At 65.1% G+C, this 16,354-nt stretch carries 13 protein-coding genes; 9 read left to right on the top strand and 4 right to left on the bottom strand.

What is annotated here, in order from left to right; translation table 11 throughout:
• Positions 1-83: 83 nt before the first annotated feature.
• The 3 genes from JOF47_RS13490 (at position 84) to JOF47_RS13480 (ending at position 4,042) form a co-directional block, all read left to right on the top strand.
• A complete protein-coding gene (locus JOF47_RS13490; protein WP_209999393.1) occupies positions 84-2,039 on the top strand; it encodes an NHL domain-containing thioredoxin family protein in 1,956 nt (651 codons plus the stop codon).
• Positions 2,040-2,348: 309 nt separating this feature from the next.
• Positions 2,349-2,777 (top strand): MarR family winged helix-turn-helix transcriptional regulator, encoded by a 429-nt coding sequence (locus JOF47_RS13485; RefSeq protein ID WP_209999391.1) that lies wholly within the window; start codon positions 2,349-2,351, stop codon positions 2,775-2,777.
• Positions 2,774-4,042, top strand: a complete 1,269-nt coding sequence (locus tag JOF47_RS13480; protein ID WP_209999390.1) for an MFS transporter — start codon at positions 2,774-2,776, stop codon at positions 4,040-4,042. The genes JOF47_RS13485 and JOF47_RS13480 overlap by 4 nt, the downstream gene beginning before the upstream one ends.
• A gap of 10 nt (positions 4,043-4,052) precedes the next feature.
• Here the strand turns inward: JOF47_RS13480 and JOF47_RS13475 are convergent, their stop codons facing one another.
• The 4 genes from JOF47_RS13475 to JOF47_RS13460 all read right to left on the bottom strand — a co-directional run bounded on the left by JOF47_RS13475 (position 4,053) and on the right by JOF47_RS13460 (position 9,463).
• The gene (locus JOF47_RS13475) at positions 4,053-5,048 is read right to left on the bottom strand and encodes a hypothetical protein (protein WP_209999389.1); all 996 of its coding nucleotides are present in this window, start codon (positions 5,046-5,048) and stop codon (positions 4,053-4,055) included.
• 48 nt (positions 5,049-5,096) lie between these two features.
• Positions 5,097-6,851 carry a helicase HerA-like domain-containing protein gene (locus tag JOF47_RS13470; protein ID WP_209999388.1) on the bottom strand — a complete coding sequence of 585 codons (1,755 nt, stop codon included), beginning with the start codon at positions 6,849-6,851 and terminating at the stop codon, positions 5,097-5,099.
• 72 nt (positions 6,852-6,923) lie between these two features.
• Positions 6,924-7,439, bottom strand: coding sequence for a GNAT family N-acetyltransferase (locus tag JOF47_RS13465; RefSeq protein ID WP_209999387.1), 516 nt, complete (start codon positions 7,437-7,439; stop codon positions 6,924-6,926).
• A 5-nt stretch (positions 7,440-7,444) separates the two neighbouring features.
• A complete protein-coding gene (locus JOF47_RS13460) occupies positions 7,445-9,463 on the bottom strand; it encodes an FAD/NAD(P)-binding protein (RefSeq protein WP_209999386.1) in 2,019 nt (672 codons plus the stop codon).
• Between the two features lie 346 nt (positions 9,464-9,809).
• On the opposite strand from JOF47_RS13460, the gene JOF47_RS13455 reads away from it, so the two are divergent.
• Genes JOF47_RS13455 through JOF47_RS13430 form a run of 6 tightly spaced genes read left to right on the top strand, consistent with a single transcriptional unit; the run spans position 9,810 to position 16,280 of the window.
• Positions 9,810-10,892 carry an amino acid ABC transporter permease gene (locus JOF47_RS13455; RefSeq protein WP_245356367.1) on the top strand — a complete coding sequence of 361 codons (1,083 nt, stop codon included), beginning with the start codon at positions 9,810-9,812 and terminating at the stop codon, positions 10,890-10,892.
• Positions 10,889-11,695, top strand: a complete 807-nt coding sequence (locus JOF47_RS13450) for an amino acid ABC transporter ATP-binding protein (protein ID WP_209999385.1) — start codon at positions 10,889-10,891, stop codon at positions 11,693-11,695. The genes JOF47_RS13455 and JOF47_RS13450 overlap by 4 nt, the downstream gene beginning before the upstream one ends.
• A gap of 44 nt (positions 11,696-11,739) precedes the next feature.
• Positions 11,740-12,741: a transporter substrate-binding domain-containing protein gene (locus tag JOF47_RS13445; protein ID WP_209999383.1), complete on the top strand. Its 1,002-nt coding sequence runs from the start codon at positions 11,740-11,742 to the stop codon at positions 12,739-12,741.
• Between the two features lie 58 nt (positions 12,742-12,799).
• Positions 12,800-13,873, top strand: coding sequence for an LLM class flavin-dependent oxidoreductase (locus tag JOF47_RS13440; protein ID WP_209999381.1), 1,074 nt, complete (start codon positions 12,800-12,802; stop codon positions 13,871-13,873).
• 47 nt (positions 13,874-13,920) lie between these two features.
• A complete protein-coding gene (locus JOF47_RS13435; protein ID WP_209999377.1) occupies positions 13,921-15,330 on the top strand; it encodes an NtaA/DmoA family FMN-dependent monooxygenase in 1,410 nt (469 codons plus the stop codon).
• On the top strand, positions 15,327-16,280 hold the full coding sequence (locus tag JOF47_RS13430) for an ABC transporter substrate-binding protein (protein ID WP_209999375.1): 954 nt from the start codon (positions 15,327-15,329) through the stop codon (positions 16,278-16,280). The genes JOF47_RS13435 and JOF47_RS13430 overlap by 4 nt, the downstream gene beginning before the upstream one ends.
• The last annotated feature ends 74 nt before the right edge of the window (positions 16,281-16,354 follow it).

Raw genomic sequence — 16,354 nt, 5'->3', positions numbered from 1 at the left:
GTCATGATGTCGCTGGCGGGGCCCCGAAAGCTGGATAATGGGGTGCAGCACCGCGTCAGCCGACAAGCTCAAGGAGTACCCCCATGACAGCGCCCTCACACACCGGAACCGAATCGGTTCGCACCTCCTACAAGGTCCGCGCCTCCGAACTGGTTGGCCGGAACTGGTTGAACACCGGCGGCAAGCAGCTGTCCCTCGAGGACCTGCGCGGCAAAATCACGATCCTTGATTTTTGGACCTTCTGCTGCATCAACTGCCTGCACGTCCTAGACGAGCTGCGCCCGCTTGAGGCGAAGTACTCGGACGTACTGGTCACCGTCGGCGTCCACTCGCCGAAGTTCGAATACGAGGCCGATCCGGTGGCGCTGGCCGCGGCCGTCGAGCGCTACGAAATCCACCACCCGGTGCTCGACGACCCGGAACTTGTCACCTGGCAGGCCTACGCGGCCCGCGCCTGGCCGACCTTGGTGGTTGTCGACCCCGAGGGCTACATCGTGGCCCACCTCTCCGGCGAGGGCCATGCCAGCGGCCTGGAATCGCTGATCGAGGAACTCATTGCCGAGCACACCGAGAAGGGGACCCTGCACCGCGGGGACGGGCCCTACGTGGCGCCGCCGGCACGCGAGGGAGACCTGCGCTTCCCGGGCAAGGCCGTTGCCCTGGAGAACGGAAACTTCCTGGTCGGCGATTCGGGCCACCACCGCATCGTGGAATTGGGCAACGACCTGGCCACCGTGGTGCGCACCTTCGGATCGGGCGTCAAGGGCTTCGCCGACGGCGACGCAGAGACCGCCCAGTTCAACGAACCCCAGGGCCTGGCCCTGCTGCCTGCCGCATTGGCCGCAAGCCTCGGCTACCACGTGGTCGTCGCCGACACCGTCAACCACCGCCTGCGCTCGATCAACCTGGAAACCGGCGCCGTGGGCACGCTGGCCGGCAACGGCGTGCAGCGCCTGCTCGACGCCGAACAGGCACGCACCGCGGCGGACAACGTTGCCGACGCCGACGCCTGGATCAGCGACCTGGGCAACGACCCGCTGAACACCTCGCTGTCCTCGCCCTGGGACGTGCTCTGGAGCGAGAAGGCCAACGCGGTTGTCATCGCCATGGCCGGCACCCACCAGATCTTCTCCTTCGACCCGTCCAGCCTGGCGCTGCGCGTCTTCGCCGGAACCGGGCTCGAGGGCCTGGCCGACGGCAAGCCGGGGGAGAGCTGGTTCGCCCAGTCCTCGGGCCTGGCCGCGGACGCCCAGGGCAACATCTGGGTGGCCGATTCCGAGACCTCCGCGCTGCGCCGCCTGGTGCTGGCCGAGGACGGTTCGGTCGAGGCCGTCGAGTCGGCCATCGGCGCCGGGCTCTTCGACTTCGGTTTCCGTGACGGCGCCGCGGACCAGGCACGCCTCCAGCACCCGCTGGGCGTTGCCGTACTGCCGGACGGCTCGGTCGCCATTGCCGACACCTACAACGGCGCGGTGCGCCGCTACGACCCGGCCACCGCCACGGTTAGCACGCTGGCCCGCGGCCTGAACGAACCCGCCGACGTGCAGCTCGACGACACGGTGGACGGCGAACCGGTGCTGCTGGTCGTCGAGACCAACAACCACCAGCTGGTGCGCCTGCCGCTGCCGGCGGAGGCCTTGGTTGTCGACGAGGGCGCGGCACATACCCACCGCCCCAAAACGAAGGTCACGGCCGGAGCGCACGAATTGACCGTGCGCTTCTCCGCACCGAAGGGACAGAAGCTCGACGACCGCTGGGGCGATCCCACGCAGTTGAAGATTTCCTCGTCCCCGGAGGAGCTGCTGCTTGGCGGCGGCGGAACCTCCACCGGCCTGAGGCGCACCCTGGAACTCAACCCGGAGATCTCCGAGGGAGTGCTGCACATTACCGCCCGTGCAGCGGCCTGCGACGGGGAACCGGGCGGCGAGATCCCGGACCACGCGGCCTGCCACCTGTACCAGCAGGACTGGGGCATCCCGGTGATCCTGGATGCCGAGGGCGAAACCGAGCTGGTTCTCGACCTGCGCGGCATGGACTAACGGGCGGGCTTGGCCCCTGCGGCAGGGCCCCTTTGGTGTGTTTCCGGAATTTTCCGGACGGCACCAAGGGGGCCTTTCGCTTTTTCCGCGCGGTGCAAGGCGATTCACCCGGGCGGACCCGGCGAGGGTGACCGGCGTCATGGCGGGAATATTTTGATCCGATTATTGTTAGCAATGCTAAGGAACTAATCGAGGTCGAAACCCATGAGCCCGCACGCGGGGCTCGTCGAAGGAGGATCCGTGTCCACCCCGGATCAAGAGAACGTAACTGAAAACGAACCGAAACCCGTACGAACAACCGCCGCACGGATGAAACCCGCAACCGAAACCGGGGACCTGGCCGCCGAGCTGCGCGTGGCCATCATGAAGACCTCCCGGCGGCTGCGCCTGGAATCCAGCTCCGAAATGCTGACGCCCGCCCAGTACTCGGTGCTGGCCGCCCTGAAGACGGAAGGGCACACCATCGGGGAGCTGGCCCAGCGCGAACAGGTCGCGGCGCCCTCCATGACACGCATCGTGAAATCGCTGGTCGAATCCGGCTGGGTGACCCGCACCTCCAGCGCGCAGGACGCCCGCCAGGTGATGATCGACATCAGCGAGGAAGGCATGCGCACCTTCGTCGGTGCCCGCAGCCAACGCACCGCATGGCTGGCCCGCCGGATCGACCAGCTGGGGGAGGACGACCGACAGATCCTCGCAAGGGCCGCCGCCCTGCTGCAGGAAATGAGCGCAAAATGAGCAAGATGTTCCGCGCCCTGAAAACCCCCAACTACCGCTTGTGGACCTCCGGGGCCCTGGTGTCCAACATCGGCACCTGGATGCAACGCGTGGCCCAGGACTGGCTGGTCCTCACGGTGCTCACCCGCCACGACGGAACCGCGGCCGGCATCACCACCGGCCTGCAATTCCTCCCCATCCTTTTCCTGGGAGCCTACGCGGGGGTGGTGGCGGACCGGATGAGCAAGCGGAAGCTGCTGCTGGTCACCCAGTCGCTGATGGGCCTCTTCGCGCTCACGCTGGGCCTGCTGGTGCTCACCGGGACCGCCGAGCTGTGGCACGTCTACCTGCTGGCACTGGGCCTGGGCGTGGCCAGCGCCTTCGACGCACCGGCCCGCCAGGCGTTTGTCTCCGAACTTGTCCCCGCCGAGGACCTGCCCAACGCCGTGGCCTTGAACAGCGCCTCCTTCAACCTGGCACGCCTGGCCGGACCCGGCGTTGCGGGCCTGGTCATTGCCTTGCTCGGAACGGCTCCGGCCTTCCTGATCAACGCCGCAAGCTTCGGCGCAGTGATCTTCTCCCTGACCCGGCTGCGTCCCGAGCAGTTCCAGCCCACAACCCGGGCGCCGCGCGAAAAGGGGCAGGTCCGCGAGGGCCTTGCCTACCTGCTCACGCGCCCGGACTTGCTGCTGGTCTTCGCGCTGGCCTTCGTGGTCTCCACCTTCGGGCTGAACTTCCAGCTGACCAACGCCATGATGTCCACCGACGTCTTTGGCGTGGGCCCCGGGGAATTCGGCCTGCTGGGCACCATCATGGCCGTGGGAACCTTGGCCGGCGCACTGCTGGCCGCCCGCAGGGCCAGGCCGCGGCTGCGCTACCTGCTGGGCGGCGCCGTGGGATTCGGGGCCGCGGCACTGGTCGCCAGCTTCATGCCGAGCTTCTTCTGGTACGCCGTGATGATGGTGCCTATCGGGCTGGCATCGCTGACGTTCCTGAATAGCTCCAACACGACCATCCAGCTTTCGGTGGAACCCGCCTACCGCGGGCGCGTGATTGCGCTGTACATGGTGGTGGTGCAGGGCGGAACCCCGATCGGCGCACCGCTGGTGGGGTGGCTGGGCAACACCTTCGGCGCCCGCTGGTCGGTGGGAAGCGGGGCGATCATTTCGCTGGTCGCCGCGCTGGTCGCCGTGGTGATCGTGTTGCACCAGCGGCACCGCAAGTCGAGGACGCCGGCGGAACTGCGGCGCCGGGGGTACCGGCTGGTTCCCTCCATGGGCCACTAGGGCAGGCGGGTCACTCGCTGGCCACGGGGACGACCCGGGCCTTGGTGGTGCTGGCCTGGAGCTCCGCGGTGAAGCCGAAGTCCTCGTCGATCGAACGCTCCGCGGAGGCTCCGGTGCGCAGGTCCTGTTCGGTGACCTTGAGCCGGGTCTTGACCGTCAACGGGCGCAGGGCCCATTCCCCGTTGTAGGGGACGATCTCGGCCTGGGGGTACTCCAGGATGCTCCAGTGGATCGAATCCGCGTTGACCCGAGCCGAGGTCGAGTAGCTCATGGGGCAGCTTGCCGGCATCAGGACCTGTTGGCTGGCGCAGTCGTCCAGGTACTTCTTGATTTGCCCGTTGACCTCTTCGACCAGTGCCTTGGTGGGCTCGGTGCGGAGCTTCACCTCGGTTCCCTGCGCGTTCGGGTCGGTGACCACCATGCCGCGGGAATCGGCCGCAAAGTTCGGTGTTTCAAATCCGGCGTTGATCACCGACGGCGCAAACACCGGGACCGTCGTCCTGCCGTTCTCCAGCGGTGCTGGCATGGCGTTGATGTCCACGGCATTGGTGGTGTTCGCCGAGACTTCCACCGCGGGCAGGATCGAGGGCACGAAGGCCCAGCGGTCAAAGAACAGCCAGCGGCGGCCGGCCGACTGCAGGCTGTAACTGGTCTGCTGGGCGGTTCCGTGGACGGTGTAGCTTGCCGTCACCTGCACCACCTTCCCGCTTCCGGGGATCGGCTCGGGCTTGCCCACCGTGAAATCCTTGACGTCGGCGCTGGCGGCACGCAGCCCGTCGCCGTCGAGCAGCAGGCCGTTGCCCTCGGGCACCGTCGCATTGAGCAGGCCCAAGGCCTGTGCGCCCTCACCGGCGGCCAGGTGGGCCTGAAAGTCCCGGACCTTCTGGCCCGGGCCGAAGACCGTGTGGTTCACCAAGATGATGACGGATACTGCTGCTACGGCCAGCAGCACAAGGGCCGCCGCCCAAATGGCTGCGACCCTGGTGGGGGATAGTCGTTCGCTCATGATGTTCAAGGCTACCGGGAATCCGGAGCGGTTGTGACCTGCGGGTCCTTAGCGGCGCCTGCGCTTCTTGGTTCCGAACATGCCGCGGAACAGTTCGCTGCCGATCGCGTTTGCCGCCTGCAGTGCCATGTCCAGCAACTGGTTCTCCGGCTGTGCGGGGCGTGCCGGGGGCACTGACCGCGTGCGTGGCGTCGACTTCTTGGCAGGTTTGTCGATCTCGAAATCGGGCATGGAATAGTCGGCGGCACCCGGGCCGGGGGCCGAGCTCGGCAGCGAGGAGGGCTTGCCCAGGATGGATTCCTCGATCCGGCGCGCCTCGGCATCGATGTCCGCCTGGGATTGGCCCGCACCCGGTATCCGTCCGCCCACGGAGCCGCCCGTGGGCACGGGGGCCGTCACCCCTGGGAACGATGCGTTCGGGGCATCCGGCGCCAGGACGGACGCGTTTGCCGGTGCCGAGGTGAGCTTCTCGAACGCCGATTCCCGATCCACCGCGGTGCCGTAGACCTGCATCAACGCCGAGCCCTGGATGATTCCCGCAACGGTCCCGGGGTTGGAGGGCCCCATCGTCGATTCGGGGCTCCACATGCGCGTCCAGGCCACCGGTGTCGGGGCGCCCCTTTCATTCATCACCGTCACCACGGCCTCACCGGTCCCGGCCTGGGTCAGTGCCTGCTCCAGGTCGTAGTCGCTGGTCGGGAACGTCGAAATGGTTGCCTTCAGGGCCTTGGCGTCATCCGGGGTGAACGCCCGCAGCGCGTGCTGCACCCGGTTGGCCAGCTGCCCGAGCACGTCGGCCGGAACGTCCTTGGGGGTCTGGGTCACGAAGAACACGCCGACGCCCTTGGAACGGATCAGCCGCACGGTGGTGGTGATCGAGGTCAGGAAGGCCTTGGAGGCGCCGCGGAACAGTAGGTGGGCCTCGTCAAGGAAGAACACCAGCTTGGGCTTTTCCGGGTCGCCGACCTCGGGCAGCTCGACAAAGAGGTCGGCGAGCAGCCAGATCATGAAGGTGGAAAAAAGCACTGGCTTTTGCATCAGGGTGGGCAGTTCAAGGCAGCTGATGACGCCGCGCCCGTCGGGGGCCACCCGCAAGAGCTCCGACGTGTCGAATTCCGGTTCCCCGAAGAAGCTGTCCATGCCCTGCGCCTCCAGGGTCACCAGCTCGCGCAGGATGACGCCGGCGGTGGCCTTGGAAACGCCGCCCAGGTTCTCCAGCTCGGGCTTGCCTTCGTCGCTGGTCAGGTACTGGATGACGGCGCGCAGGTCCTTGAGGTCGTAGAGCTCAAGGTCCTTGGTATCCGCGTAGTGGAAGATCAGCTGCAGGCAGGATTCCTGGGTCTCGTTCAGCTCCATGATGCGGGAGAGCAGCAGCGGGCCGAACGATGAGATGGTGGCCCGGATGGGAATGCCCGCGCCGTCCCCGCCGAGGGAAAAGTATTCGACGGGAAAGGACTTGGCCGACCATTCCATGCCCACCGAGGCGGTGCGCGCCAGGAGCTTCTCGGTTGGCTGTCCGGGGGTGGACAGCCCGGTGAGGTCTCCCTTGATGTCGGCCAGGAACACTGGAACACCGTGGCCGGAGAGCTGCTCGGCCATCAATTGCAGGGTGATGGTCTTGCCGGTGCCCGTGGCGCCGGCAACCAAACCGTGCCGATTCATCATGCGCACGGGCAGGCGGACCTGCGCCTCGGGATAGACCTGGTCATCGATCAATGCCGCACCCAAATGTACGGCCAGCCCCTCAAACGAGTAGCCGGCGGTGATGGTTTCTACATGCTGAGCTGCTGTCATCTTCACCATGTCCATAGCCTACGGTCTGGAGACCGGTAGGTGCGGCTGGCACGCCAAATATTGTGTTGACGACGGGACATGTCATGCGACGGAGGTGACAAGTTCCTTGGTGAAGGGAAGATGGCCAACCGTCTCGAAGTCGGCCTCGAGATCGAAAAGAGGGGTGTACCCGGCATTGAGATACAGCCTTACGGCCTCTGGCTGGCGGGGACCGGTTGTCAGGTACACGCTCTGGTACCCGTAGTTCAGGGCCTCCTCTTCCAAGGCGTTCAGGACCATTCGGGCCAGCCCACGGCGGCGGTGGTCTTCGTGGGTCCAGATCCTCTTGAATTCGGCGATGCCCGCCTTGTAGCGCCTGAAGGCGCCACCGGCGATGGTCTGGCCCCGCTCCTGCAGGAGCAGCAGGCTGCCGATCGGCGCGGCAAATTCGGCGGCGGGGTAGCGTTGCATCTCTTCCTCTGTGCCGCCGAAGAAATCTCCATAGCGTTGCGTGTACTCGAGGGTGAGGCCGGCGATGAGCGGTTCGGCGCGCGGATCGTCAAGGGCCGCCCGGACGACTACCTGTTCGCGGCTGGACTGTGGGGACGTTGTACTCATGATATTTACCCTACGTATCGGTGGACTGAATCAATGCAGGCGGCCAAGGCCGTTTCCGACATGAACATGGGTTCGGGACGGGTTACCGATTCCGGGATGCTTGTGAGAACCAAGCGGGCCAGCGCGTCAGTGTCCCGAAACGGGGCTGCGTTGGAATGCGGCCGTGAAAACGCGCCGGCGCTCCACCCCGACACGCCGGCGCCCACCGCATACAGCCAGGGGCATACCGCCCCTTGGCCGCCCACAGCCCGGTACTCGTCATTCACCAACAGCTTTCCGGTCCCGCTGGACTCCTGGGTGATCAGGCCGCGGGCGAAAAGTGCACGCAGGAGCGGATTAGTGGTGGTTTCCAGCGTGGAGGCCGGGAGGCGCGCCTCCACAAACGCCTGTGCCCGCGCCACGTGGCCGTCCACGGCGCCACGGGCAACAAAGCTGCAGCCGTCCGGATCGATGTCGAATTTCGTTCGGGGCCCGAGGAACCGGATGAGCCCTGCCCGTTCAAGTGCCAGGAGTTCCCGCAGCCTGCTAGCCGGGGGACCGGAATCAACATAACTGAAGAATCCGTGCCACCAGCCCGAGATGTCGCGTCGGCTTGATTCATGCAGGTCATCCAGGGAGACGAGGCGTCCCAACTCCATGTAGCAACCGAGCAGGCCCAGGAACAACCCCAGGGTCTCGGAATTCTCCCCGCCGTCGCGCAGGGCAAGGTCAGTGGCCACGGACTCGCGCACAGCCGATTGGATCTGCTCCGGAGTGTCGAAATCCCGTGCGGCCAGCGGACGGTCCAGAGCCTCGAAATCCAGCCGGTCCCTTGGATCCGGGATTGCCAGGTCAACAAGCGCTTCGCGCTCTGGGGAGTACCAGTCCAGGGGCGCAAACCTGTCGGCGAACTCCGTCCAGGAGACATTCGCACGCTCGGGGGACGCCGTGAGCAATTCGCGGTAGTACCCGTAGGCGGCGTCCTTGGCCACCAACGGCCACAGGTGGGTCCGGAAGTCCAGAAGCCCATGACGTTGTCGCAGCTTGTCGACGGCCTGTGCGGTCAGGAAGCGCAGGCCCTTTCCGGCTTCCCCGCGCAACCCGCCACGGATCTTTGACAGGTAGGGGACGCCCCGGCGCGAACCGACCAACAAACGAGGCTCCCTGCCCGATGGCTCATAGGTCAATGAACCGTCAGGCTGGGGGCTGAAGCTGCCTCCTCGGCCCTGCATCAGCAACACAAACAGGTCAACGAAGGCCAGGCCCATTCCGGAGACCAGCACATCGGTTCCGGGCAGCAGCCCGGAGAAATCGACGTCGTTGGTGTAGGCGGGCGGTACGTACTTAAGCCGTCGGGGGTTGTCGGCCGCGAAGCCAGCGAAACGCCGGGAAACGGCATCCGGCAGCGCATCGGTGTGCCCTTGGGCCAGCACCACCTGGTCCGCTTCCAGTGCGGCACCGGACGCCAGCGCTATGCGATGCCGCCCGCCGGGTGCGCCGGGAAGAATATCCACGACCGTATCTTGGTGGAAGGCCACCTGGACCCCATCCGGGAGGACCGCCACCGCGCGCGCCAGGAACCACGCAAGGTAGTGACTGTGTAGCTTGCGTGTGGGGAACGAATCGGCCCCGAGCGATGCAATCTCCTCGCCCAGCGAGCTGCCGGGCGTGAACGATGCCGTGTCGATCCCGGGGCAGGTGCCGGCGCGCATCTGGCACACCCATTCCCACAACGAGGGTCCGGGCACTGCAGGCCCCGCGCAGGTCACAGATCCGTCGGTAAACATGCTCACGTCCATTGCCATGGAGTTGAGCTTGAGCAGCGGGGACTGGTCACCGCGCCAGATGCGCCCGGCCCCGGGAGGAAACGGATCGACCACGTCGATATGCAGGGAGTCGACACCGAGTTCCCGATGGTTCGCCGCCACTCGTTCCAGCAGCATGGCAGCGCGGGGGCCGCCGCCGACGATCAGAAGACTGGACGCCGGGCTGTCGGTAGAAGAACGACCGGCAGGTCCGTGTGTTGGCCTAGGTGGCAGGCTCATGTGTGCTCCCTTGATCTCTCGCTTCGTCACGCCTGGCTGCGCCCCGTGAAGTGAAGGCCAGCCTAGGTACCGAAACGGGCGTGGCTAAAGAGTTGAGTCACCTGCCGTGATACGCCGCAACGCTACGTGACGAAGCGTCACAGTTCGCCTCGGACGAAAGCCCCTGAAATGCGAGGGCGCTTCATTGTTGCGTCGCATTGCCCGAGGTTGCTTGGCATGGACTAGCACCTTGTGAGAGTGGAGTTTCGACTCCTAGCGTGAGGGCAGAACGAATTATTCAAGCCGTTCAGGGAAACCAAAAATCACCCCAACACCGTCTACCGGTGTACCGCGAAGGAGGTGGCACATGGGTGCCGCAACACCGACAACCGAAATCGAAGACGAGTCCGGGGCAACGGCCGCGGCCGCTTCGCCGGACGCCGACGAGCAGGAAACGCCGGACCGGCGAACGGGGCAAGAGGAACCTTCGGGGAAGCCTGTCCCGGCCAGGGAAGCCGGCGGACACGTCGGGGACGACGCCGACTACTACGCCAAGGGCATCGTGCCGGCCAGACACCCGGGACGCTGGGTCGGCACCGTGGTTGTCGGTCTGGCGCTCGCAGGAATCCTCTATTCCCTGACCACCAACCCGCGCTGGGAATGGAACGTGGTGGCCCAATGGTTCACCGCCGAGTCGGTAATTCGCGGCCTGGGGGAGACACTCAAACTGACGGTCATCTGCGGCGTGCTCGGTTTCGTCCTGGGCTTCGTACTCGCCCTGATGCGGCTTTCGAACTCACCGCTTTTCTCCTCGGTCTCTTGGACCTTCTCCTGGATCTTCCGCTCCACTCCGCTGCTGGTCCAGATGCTGCTTTGGTACAACCTCGGCTACCTGTACGAGAAGATTTCGCTGGGAATCCCGTTCACCGGCATCACCTTCTTCGAGGTCTCCACCACCACCCTGATCAGCCAATTCGGCGCAGCGGTCCTGGGGCTCACCCTGAACCAGGCTGCCTATTCGGCCGAAATCATCCGCGGTGGCATCCTTTCGGTGGACCACGGCCAGCTCGAAGCCGCCGCGGCACTGGGCATCCCGCCGTGGCGGCGCTCCACGCGCATCGTTCTGCCCCAGGCCATGCGTGCGATCCTGCCCACCGCCTTCAACGAAATCATCGGTCTGGTCAAGGGCACCTCAATCGTCTACGTGCTCGCCTACGGGGAGCTTTTCTACACCGTGCAGGTCATCTACTCCCGCACCCAACAGGTTCTGCCGCTGCTGCTGGTGGCCACCTGCTGGTACATCGTGATCACCTCGGTGCTCTCGATCGCCCAGTACTACATCGAACGCCACTACTCCAAGGGGGCGGTGCGCACGCTGCCCGAAACCCCGTTGCAAAAGCTGCGCCGTTTCTTCACCATCCGCACCCAGAACCCGATTGGAACCCGATGAGCACCGCCGCGACGCCGTACGCCACCCGCGGGCTTGTGGACATCCGCAACGTCCACAAATCCTTCGGACCCCATGAAGTGCTCAAGAGCATCAACCTGACCATCAATCCCGGAGAGGTCGTGGCCATTCTCGGCCCCTCGGGCTCGGGGAAATCCACGCTGCTGCGCACCATCAACCACCTGGAAAAGCTCGATGGGGGAACCATCCGCGTGGATGACGAACTCATGGGCTACAAGGTGCGTGGCCATCGCCTGCATGAGCTTCGGGAACACGAGGTGTTGCGCCAACGCACCCACGTGGGCATGGTATTCCAGAACTTCAACCTCTTCCCGCACCTGAGTGCACTGGACAACATCATCGAGGCCCCCATCCACGCCCAGGGACGCAACCGCGCCGAGGTGACGGAAAAGGCACTGGAGCTGTTGCGGCGGGTGGGCCTGGCCGAAAAGGCCGACGCATATCCCCGCCAGCTTTCCGGCGGGCAACAGCAACGCGTCGCCATTGCCAGGGCCCTTGCACTGAACCCCAAGGTCGTGCTCTTTGACGAACCCACCTCCGCGCTTGACCCCGAGCTGGTCGGCGAGGTGCTCGACGTGATTCGGGGACTCGCCAAGGACGGAACCACGCTGGTCATCGTCACCCACGAAATGGGCTTCGCCCGTGATGTGGCCGACCGCGTGGTGTTCATGGACGACGGGCACGTCATTGAACAGGGGACACCTGCTGAAATCTTCGGCTCCCCGCAACACCGGCGCACCAAGGAATTCCTCTCCAAGGTCATCGAACCCGCCTTCCACCTCTAAAAACCCGCCTCGATCGAAGCCCGCACACCAAAGGAATGTCACAAATGAAAGCCACTACCCATCAATACGCCAACCGGACACTGCTTGCACTGGGCCTGGGCACGGTGCTGTCCCTCAGCCTTTCGGGTTGCGCCGACCCGACCGGCAGCGCCAATGCAGGCACGGCCGAGAACCACTCGGATCAAACCACCCCGGCCGGTGTCCGGTACAACACCGCGCCCGAACAGGACAGGATCCGTTCCAGCAAGGACGACAAGCTTGCGGCCAGTGTTCCTGCGGACCTGGCCCAGGACGGCAAACTCACCGTGGCCACCAGCGCCGGCTCGGTTCCCCTGACCTTCCACGCCAGCGACAACACCACCCTCATCGGCACCGAAACCGACATCGCCCAACTCGTCGCCGACAAACTGGGCCTTGAACTGGACCTGCAGCTCACAAGCTGGGAGAACTGGCCCCTGCAGACGGACTCAGGGGCAGTGGAAGCAGTCTTCTCCAACGTGGGAATCAACGCCGAACGCATCAAGAAATACGATTTCGCACCCTACCGCGCGGCCTACATGGGGTTCGAGGCAACCACCAAATTCGAGGGAACCGTCAAGGATGCCGCCGACGTATCGGGCAAGAAGGTTGCGGTTGGCGCCGGAACCAACCAGGAAAAAATCCTGTTGGCCTGGAACAAGGAACTGGAAGCACAGGGCAAGGAACCGGCGAACCTGCAGTACTACTCCTCGGATGCCGACACCGTCCTGGCCTTGTCCTCGGGCCGCGTGGACCTGAACCTTGCCCCGTACCCCACCACCGTCTACCGCGAAAATTCCAGGGACGACACCAAGGTAGTCGGCAAGATCAACGCCGGCTGGCCATCCGAAACCCTCGTGGCGGCCACCAGCAAACGCGGCAACGGACTCGCCGAACCCATATCCGCCGCAATCAACGAGCTCATTGCAGAGGGCAGCTACGCCAAGGTGCTCCAACGCTGGGGCCTGGAGGAAGAGGCAGTGAAATCTTCCAAGGCAGTCACGGCGGAAAACTACACCAGCAGGTAATCAGCCGGATTGCCGCGCGATCCGGATTTGCCCACACGAATTCCTTAGGAGCCAAACCATGACCACGGCACACCAACCCAACGCAATCCTCGTCCTCGAGGTGGACGGAGCAGGCGCGCACCCCGCCGCCTGGCGACTGGACAACCAAACACCGGACTCGGTGCTTGACGCACAACAGATCGCCAAGGCGGTCCTTGCGGCCGAATCAGCAGGATTCCATGCCGTCAGCATCGAAGACAGCCGCCTGGCCCCGGGCAGCGGCCCCGGTGCGCGCCTTGACGCCATCCAACGGGCGGCCTTCCTGGGCCCACTGACCCACAGCATCGGACTGATCCCGGTGGCCGATTCCATCTACACCGAACCGTTCCACCTTTCCACCCAGCTCTCGGCCCTCGACGGAGTTTCCGCCGGCCGTGCCGGATGGATCGTTTCGGCGGGCGGAACCGCGGCCGAAGGTGCGGCGGTGGGAAGAGAAGCTGTGACCGCGGGGGAGCTGCCCGGTGAGGTCGCCGATGTGCTGGAGGCAAGCCGCCGGCTCTGGGACAGCTGGGAGGACGGCGCAGTGATCAAGGACGTGGCGACGGGCCGGTACCTAGACAGGTCCAAGGTGCACTATGCCGACTTCGTGGGAAAGCGTTTCTCGGTCAAAGGATCCTCCATCAGCCCGCGACCCATCCAGGGACAGATCCCGGTGTTTGCCGCCGAACCCCTGGATGCGGACAGCGACGCAATCCTCATTGGCGCCCCCGACCTCGATGGGTTGCTTGCCGCCGCACAAGGCAACAGCTTCCCCGGGATTCGGATTGCCGAACTTGATTTTGTGCTGGACCACGCGGGGGAACCGGCCGCGGATCGGGTGGAGGCGCTTGACGGCTGGGAGCCTTGGCACTCCCCGCGGGCCCGCTTCACCGGCACGGCAACGGACTTCACCGACTATCTGCTCGAGCTGCTTGGACATGTCGGCGGCGTTCGCCTGCACCCTGCCGAACTCCGCAAGGATGCGCAGGAATTCGCGGCACTCGTCCTTCCGGCCTTGCGTCTGGCAGGGGCGTTGAAGCCGATCCGGACCGGCAACACCCTGCGCGAAACCCTGGGCCTGCCCGCCGCGCGGAATCGGTTCGCAGCCAGCTAACGGCATCCACCCCGTCCACCGCCACTTCACGCATTGGAGGCTTCATCATGAGCACACGGAACCAACCAAAAAACCTACTACGACTAGGCGTCTTCTTTCAGGGCGTCAACTCCGGAACCGTCTGGAAAACCCCGGAGGCGGGCTCTCAAACGGACTTCGAATCCTTCCGCAGGCTCATCCAGACCGCGGAGCGCGGGATATTCTCCGCCTTTTTCCTGGGTGAAGGACTGCGTTTGCGCGAGCATCTCGGACAGATCCACGACCTTGACGTTGCCGGGCGGCCCGACGCACAGACCCTGCTGGCGGCGCTGGCCGCCGTGACCAACCGGATTGGTCTGGTTGCCACCCAAAACACCACCTACAACGACCCAGCCGACATGGCCCACCGGCTCGCCTCCCTGGACCTGATCTCGGGCGGGCGCGCCGCGTGGAACATCGTCACGACCGACAACGCCTGGACGGGTGCGAACTTCCGTCGCGGCGGCTACCTTGACCACGCGGACCGCTACACGCACGCCGAGGCCTTCGTTGCCACCGCCAAACGCATCTGGGATTCCTGGGGACGCGAGGACATCGCCGCCAACGGGTCCCAAAGCGCATGGTTCGCTGGAAACGCCCCGAAGCCCGTCGAACACACGGGCAAGCACTACAACATCAGCTATACCTCGCGCCTGCCACGCAGCGCGCAAATCCGCCCCGTGCTTTTCCAGGCGGGCGACTCCGCGGAGGGCCGCGATTTCGCGGCACGCCAGGCAGACGTCATCTTCTCCGCCCACGGCGGGTTGGAAGCGGCCAAGGTGTTCCGCGCCGACATCACGGCCCGAACGCTCAAGGCAGGCCGTCCGGCGTCGGCAGTGAAGATCATGCCAGGAAGCGAGTTCATCCTGGCCGCCACGGAATCGGAGGCGGAGGAAAAGCACCGCTGGGTTCGCGAGCAGCAGATCGGGCCGCAACAGGCTCTTGCCTACCTGGAACAGTTCTGGGGCGAGTCCCTGGCGGGTCTTGACCCGGAGGGGCCGTTGCCCGACTTCGATCCCAAGATCAGCGAATCCGATGTGACCCGAGGCAGCGGGTTCCAGGGTGCCAAGGCCGTCGAACTGACCCGTTCCTGGCGCGAATCGGCCAAGGACCAAGGACTGAACATCTTGGAGTTCGTGCGTGGCAAGTCCGGGCGCGTCGGCGGATCTTTCGTGGGTTCCTATGCCCGGGTCGCCGACACGCTGGAGCGGTACGCAGAGTCCGGCGCCGTTGACGGTTTCAACATCACCCCGTGGCTGATTCCTTCGGGGCTTGACGATATCGTCAACCACTTGGTTCCGGAACTGCAGGAACGTGGTGTTTATCCCACCCACTACGCGGGGGACACCCTGCGCGAAAACCTGGGTCTTGAGGACCCGACCGACGTCGCGCCCGCGGTGACGGATGAGGACAACACCCGATACGAGGTAGCGGTATGAACCAGCGAACGACCACAGGACTGATTGTCGGGGCGGCTGCCCTTGGCCTCTTGCTGACGGGCTGCTCGGACCCCGGAAGCAACGCCACGGCGGGAACGGTTTCCAAGCAGGGATTCAACCTGACCCCGGAACAAAACCGCCAGGCGGCCGAGCCTGTCGCCGCCGCAACCAAGATCGTTCCGGCAAGCGTCAAGGAAGACGGAAAGCTCACCGTGGCCATCGCCCCGGGTTCCGCGCCACTTGCCATGTTTGCCACCGACAACAAGACGGTGATCGGCGACGAGGCAGACATCGCCGTGGCACTTGCCCAGTCGCTGGGATTGGAAGCGGACCTCGTGCCGGTTTCCTGGGCGGACTGGCCGCTGGGACTCGAATCGGGGAAGTACGAGGCCGTCATCAGCAACGTAACCGTGACCCAAGCACGTAAGCAGAAGTACGACTTTGCCACCTATCGCGAGGACAAGCTTGGTTTCTATGTCCAGGCCGATTCCAAGATCAAGGAGATCCGTGCGCCCAAGGACGTCGCCGGTCTGCGGATCACCGTGGGTTCGGGCACCAACCAGGAAAAGATCCTGCTCTCATGGGATGCGCAGAACAAGAAGGCCGGACTGAAACCCGTCTCCTTCCAGTACTACGACGAAGACGCACTGGCATCCGTCGCGCTGACCTCGGGCCGCGCGGATGCCTCCTTTGGACCCAATGCCTCCGGCGCTTACAAGGCCAACACCGACGGAAAAACAAGGCTTGTTGGCCTGGTGCCCGGCGGTTGGCCGGATGCCGCAAGCATCGCGGTGACGGTGAAGAAGGACAGCGGCCTGGCCGAGGCCTCGCAGGCAGGCGTCAACGGCCTGATCGAATCCGGGCTCTACAAGCAGATCCTGGACAAGTGGGCATTGGGTGAAGAAGCGATTCCCACATCCGAACTGAACCCTCCCGGACTCAAGGACTAGAGACACCCGCTTGAAGGGCCGGGCCGGCTGCGAGATGCAGCCGGCCCGGCCCTTCAATACCCCGTCACAATCGC

Source organism: Paeniglutamicibacter kerguelensis, from assembly GCF_017876535.1.
Classification (GTDB): domain Bacteria; phylum Actinomycetota; class Actinomycetes; order Actinomycetales; family Micrococcaceae; genus Paeniglutamicibacter; species Paeniglutamicibacter kerguelensis.
This window is presented reverse-complemented; position numbering and strand designations above follow the sequence as displayed.